The organism is Crocosphaera sp. Alani8 (assembly GCF_038442745.1).
Taxonomy (GTDB): Bacteria; Cyanobacteriota; Cyanobacteriia; order Cyanobacteriales; family Microcystaceae; genus Crocosphaera.
This window is the reverse complement of sequence record NZ_JARVCN010000213.1, coordinates 1-5,667: the sequence shown is the minus strand read 5'-3', so window position 1 is coordinate 5,667 and position 5,667 is coordinate 1. Positions and strand designations below refer to the sequence as shown.

At 37.3% G+C, this 5,667-nt stretch carries 4 protein-coding genes and 1 pseudogene; 3 read left to right on the top strand and 2 right to left on the bottom strand.

The annotated features are described in order from the left end of the window. Window positions 1-63 precede the first annotated feature (63 nt). The 3 genes and pseudogenes from P9B04_RS13165 to P9B04_RS13155 all read left to right on the top strand — a co-directional run. Window positions 64-354, top strand: a pseudogene (locus P9B04_RS13165) (toll/interleukin-1 receptor domain-containing protein); the annotation flags it as partial. Between the two features lie 12 nt (window positions 355-366). Continuing rightward, window positions 367-1,731 carry an AAA-like domain-containing protein gene (locus P9B04_RS13160; RefSeq protein WP_342055448.1) on the top strand — a complete coding sequence of 455 codons (1,365 nt, stop codon included), beginning with the start codon at window positions 367-369 and terminating at the stop codon, window positions 1,729-1,731. Beyond that, the gene (locus P9B04_RS13155) at window positions 1,731-4,154 is read left to right on the top strand and encodes an AAA-like domain-containing protein (RefSeq protein WP_342055447.1); all 2,424 of its coding nucleotides are present in this window, start codon (window positions 1,731-1,733) and stop codon (window positions 4,152-4,154) included. Before P9B04_RS13160 ends, P9B04_RS13155 begins: the two co-directional genes overlap by 1 nt. 176 nt (window positions 4,155-4,330) lie before the next feature. On the opposite strand, the gene P9B04_RS13150 is transcribed toward P9B04_RS13155, so the two are convergent. Then, entirely contained in the window at window positions 4,331-5,134 is an 804-nt protein-coding gene (locus tag P9B04_RS13150) for a transposase (protein ID WP_342055446.1), read from the bottom strand. Between the two features lie 103 nt (window positions 5,135-5,237). Beyond that, on the bottom strand, window positions 5,238-5,594 hold the full coding sequence (locus P9B04_RS13145; protein ID WP_342055445.1) for a hypothetical protein: 357 nt from the start codon (window positions 5,592-5,594) through the stop codon (window positions 5,238-5,240). Between the last annotated feature and the right edge of the window lie 73 nt (window positions 5,595-5,667).

Here is a 5,667-nt window from a genome sequence, read left to right as displayed (position 1 = left end):
TATTCTCAAACACTTTGGCTCAAACTATACAATTAATTTTGCTTAGGTACTTATAAACCGTGGTTTGATGAGGAGGATTTACTGCCAGGACAGAATTGGAGGGATGAGATTCCCAAGGCGTTGAAAAAGAGTGATATGTTCATCGCTTGCTTATCGTCAACTTCCATCAGTAAACGAGGGTATATCCAAGAAGAGTTCAGAATGGCGATGGAGATGATGGCCGAGTTACCACAAGGAACTATCTACTTTATCCCCCTGAAATTCGATGATTGTCAGATACCAGAACTGAGACAAAGCGAATATGGCTTGAATCTCAGGGATTTACAATGGTTAGACTATGGTAAGCCTAATGGCTTTGAGAAGTTAATGAAGTCCATTGAGCATCGGTTTGGGAGTCAGGGAACCAGACCGCAGAATACAGCCACCAGTCAAGCAAAGTCACAGCCTAGCATTGTACAAGACCATCAAGGGTCAGGGGACAATATAGCAGGAAATAAGACGGTTAATAACTATTACTCTCCCCCACCAACACCAACCGCTAACGATGGGAATACAGAAGCCTTACAATTGTGGACTCAGAAGTTAACAATGTATCGCAAAGAAGAAGCGATCGCTTCTGACCCTGAGCAGAAATTTCAACTGAAAAAGAAGATTCAGGAATGTAAGCAAAAGATTCAAGAGTTAGAAAAGCAGGAAGAAAAAATATTCAAGAATTGTCAACAATCAAATCACTACATAGAAAGACCCCCCATTGAAGAACAATGTCATCAAGAACTTAGCAGACCTGGGGGATTGATTAGACTTAAAGCTCCGAAAAGAATGGGAAAAACCCATTTAATGAATTGGCTGTTTGAAAGAATGAGTCAATCTCAAGAATATACAGGGATAGTTTTTGATTTCAATGAACCTGAATCTGGTGTTGTCGCTGACTTGGATGAACTCTTACAATATTTTTGTAGTTCCCTGAGTTTAGCTTTAGATTTACCTGATAAACTAGATGAGTTTTGGCAGAAGAAAAGAGCAAAAACTTTGAAATGTCGAGCTTATTTTGAAAAAGAGATACTTAAATCAGTTGAAGGAAACTTAATCATTGCTATCGATAATATAGACAGGTTATTTGAAGAAAAATATCAGGAAACTTCATTAGATTTTTTCGGAATGCTACGGTCTTGGTATGGAAATGCACAAACCTTACCAAACTGGCAAAAACTGCGCTTAATTCTGGTTTATTCCACAGAAGATTTACCAAATTTAGGGATGTACCAATCACCCTTTAATGTAGGAAAAGAAATTAAATTATCAGAATTTACCTCTGAACAAATTAAAGACTTAGTTAGTAGTTATGGCTTGAATTTATCAAACGAAGACATTGGCTGTTTAATGGAGTTAGTAGGGGGACATCCTTATTTAATCCATGAAGCGATTAATTATTTAGCTACATATCCTGAGAAACCCTTTTCAGAAATGCTCGTCAAGATCCCAACCGATGAAGGAATCTATTATCAACATTTTCAAAGCTATTGGAAAATCTTAGAGTCAGAGGCGGACTTGGCATTAGCTTTGCAAAAAATAATGATGTCTGATGTTCCTACTTCTTTGTCACAGGCTCTTATATTTAAGTTAGAGAGTTTAGGATTAATTGGGAAACATGAGAATCTAGTCTATCCCCGATATAAATTATATCAAGATTATTTTCGTTCACATATTGAACAACTTAAGGAGATAAAATAATGAGGGACGATTCTTTGACTAATTACGATTTTCAGTCTGGAGGAACTTTACCGACTAATCATCCTAGTTATGTGGAGAGAGAAGCAGATGCAGAACTTTTTGAGAAATTACAAAATGGGGATTTTTGTTATGTCTTAAATTCTCGACAAATGGGAAAATCAAGTTTATGGGTGCAAACATTTAAGAAGTTAAATAAGGTTAACATAGCCAGTGTTGCTATCGATTTAACCGCTATTGGACGAGCTTCAGTAGAAGAATGGTATGAAGGACTAGCTTATTTATTAGCAGATAATTTATCTTCTTATTGGGAGATAGACTGGGAAGATTGGTGGGAAGAAAAAGAGTCTCTTTCTCCACCACAACGATTTAGTCAATTTTTGGAAAAAATTGTTATCAATTCGGTTCCTGATGACTATGAAAAAGTGGTTATTTTTATAGACGAAATAGATTTTGTGAAAACTCTTCCTTTTAAGAGTGATGACTTTTTTGCTTTAATTAGAGCGTGTTACAATGCCAGAGCCAATAAACCTAAATATAATCGACTAACCTTCTGTTTATTGGGAGTAGCAACCCCAGCAGATTTAATCAATGATAAAATCATAACTCCTTTTAATATCGGGGTAGCCATTCAATTACAAGGCTTTCGTTTAGAAGAAGTTGGGGCATTAATTAAAGGGTTAGAGGGGAAAGTTATTTACCCTGAATCTGTCATGTCTGATATCTTATATTGGACAGGGGGACAACCCTTTTTAACCCAACGTCTCTGTGGTTTAGTGGTTAAGGAAAAGAACCCTACTCCCGATGTTTCCCAAATCGTTCAACGGATGATTATTGATAATTGGGAGGCTCAAGATGAACAAGAACACTTAAGAACTATTAAAAATCGAATTTTAGATAATGAACAAAAAGCAGGATATTTATTAGAATTATATCGAAAAGTTTTAAAAGATGAAAAGGTACTAATTAATAATAGCTCAGAAGAAACAGAATTAAAATTATCAGGATTAGTAGTAAAAAAAGGTGATTTTATTCAAGTTTATAATCCTATATATGCCAAAGTTTTCAATGAGTTTTGGCTTGATACAGAGCTAAATAAACTACGCCCTTACTCTGAAAGTTACCGAGCTTGGTTACATTCAGGGAAAACCGATGAATCTCGGTTATTACAAGGTCAAGCTTTGAAAGAAGCTGAAACATGGGCATCGGGGAAGAATTTAGGCGGTGAAGATCAAGATTTTCTGGGGGCTAGTCGTGCTAGGCAAAGAGAAGCTGATGTTAAACGAAAAGTGATTTTTCTTGGCAGTATTATTTTAGGAATAGCCGTATTATTATCGGCTGTTTTTGGAACACTAGCATGGAGAGCTAAAGAGGAACTTCAACAAGCTAAATTAGAATTACAAAAAATAGAACAGTATATTGTCCCTGTCGAACAACTGAACACATTAGCGCAACAACTAGAACCGTTTGAGAGGCAGGAAATCACTAATCTTCTGGAACAATTACCAAAAATCAAAAATGCCAGCACAAAAGTCGCTTTAAGATTGGCAATACAAGCATTAGCTTATGTCTATCTTGAAGATTTAGAGTTAGCTAAGAGTGCGCTCAATAAAAGTTTTAGTTTAGTTCATTTACTAGAAACAGAAATAGAAGATGAAGCATTGCTGCCAATAAGGCTCTTGTTAAAAAAGGTCAAGGGAGACTTAAAGCTGGCACAAGGACAGTCAGACCAATCGTTCAAGTATTACAATGACGCTTTTTCTATGTTAGAAGATAGTCAATACAATCCCTATCAATCTTCTTACAACATTTTCTCCGAAGATATGATCGTAGATGTTCATGAGAAATTAATCGAAAAACCCGCTCCTGAATCTTCTGGTCAAATCGTCGAAGCTTCTCTATTGGAACATTACAAACAACGGACTCAACACTATATTAAGCAACTAGAAACGTTGTTAGAACAAAAGAATTGGAAACAGGCAGATAAGATAACCTGGAATGCTGTCTACTATTCAGCCCAAAGCAAGAAGATAGATAGAGATTGGAACTGGCGTGATACTTCTTGTAATGATTTTAAGCGCATAGACAATCTTTGGTATGATCACTCGGGGGGAAAGTTTAGCTTTAAAGAGCAATGGAAAATTTATGCAAGATTGAACAATAACTCACCTCAATATAACTCCGATGCTTATAAGAAGTTCATTGTAGAAGTAGGATGGTATGGAGAAAAAGGATGGATAAGCTACAGCGACTTGAACTGGTCAGAAGACTCTCCTCAAAAGTCTCAGAGGGGACACCTCCCATCCATCGGAGTGGAGTGGAGAAGTGGGGGGTTGGGGTTGGTGGGGTGGTGGAGGGGAGGATTCAGAGGGAGGACACCTCCCATCGGAGTGGATAGATGGGGGGTAGCATTCATGGCATCATAGAGTTTGGGTGGATTTCTTCTCTCTCACAAGTGCTTGTGAATTGTAACATATAAAGACTTTCGCAGTTTTTTAAACTCCGAATAAATAAAAGGATTTTACGAGCTTATTAGGTTTTCAGCTATTCCATACCTGGTACTCCCCTTACGAGAAAATATAAAACGAACGCAAATCTCAATTTATGCGTAACTTTTTGTTTCAGAATTTAAAAACTCAGCTACATACTTCTTGTCGTAGCAGTTAGCCACGATGAATTTCTGAGAAACTTCCCTGACTTCATCACTCGGAATAGCCCAAGATTCTTTTTGCTGTTCAGCTACTTGCTCTTTCTCTGAGTCAGCCTCTTTCTTCCTTTTCTTCTTTTTCTTCTTAGTTGTCAATTTAGGCAACATTTGACTCCCCCAGAAATATCGTTTTTCTGGCTTTGCTTTGGGCTTATACTTCTTACAGAAGCCTTTATATTTTTGAGCGCACTCTCCTAAACTATCCCCCAAATTAAGAAAAGCAGGATGCCATTCAGTAAGTCCATCGTCTTCTAATCTTTCATGAGTACCATAGTTAGAAAAGTCATAAAAGAAACCGACTTGTATTTTTGCGGTTTTTGGATTTGCATGGATATATCTGAGAGTATTTAATGCACGGCGATAGTCGCTTTTTTCAAAGCCTGTACTATGATACCTCTTTTCCCAGAAATGTCCACAACGCTTGAGCATTCTGTTGAAGCACATGGCACTATACCAATTTAGCCATTGCATTATCTTGGGTAAGTCTTGTGGTTCTTTTGGTTCCAAAAGGTAGTGAACGTGGTTGCTCATAATACATAGTCCATAAAGTTTAAAATTAAACTTTTCTATGGCTTTTCTCAAGACGAATAGGAGAACTTCTTTACATTCTCTACGAATTAACCTAAACTCTCTACTATTACATCGTGTAGTGACATGGTAACAAAAATTAGGCTTTAATTGACGCTTTTGTCGTGGCATTTTTTGTCAAATAGAAATTGTTATAAAATAAGTATTTTATAACAACTGTGTTTCGATGATTCATCAGCGATACCGAAGGTCTCTAGCCTTGCAATCGCTTTTATCAAACAATCTTCTCCTCAAGGAATTGTAGCAACCCCTCTTCTAACTCAGTTAACCAAGGTCTATCAATTCTCCCCAAACTACTCAACACAGCCTTAGCGGTTTCCTCCATCTCTGAGTCATACAATTTAGTCAATCTATCGCATAATCCCCTAACCATCTCCTGCTGTTCATTGGAATAATCTAACCCCTTAAGATTCTCAAGTTTTGCCTGATATTCCCCGTCATATAACTGTACAGTACAAGAAAAGTCATTTACCTCGGTTATGATAGCCCAACAGCCGGCTTTCCCCCGTAAATCAGGGTTGTTTTTAGGGATGATTTGAGCAACTTCATTTTTCCGCCAGGGGTTAGGCACCGGTTTCCTCTCTCTAATTTTATCAAAAAATTGGGTTTAAAACCCCGTGCTTCTAGCACGGCTTTTGTTGTTT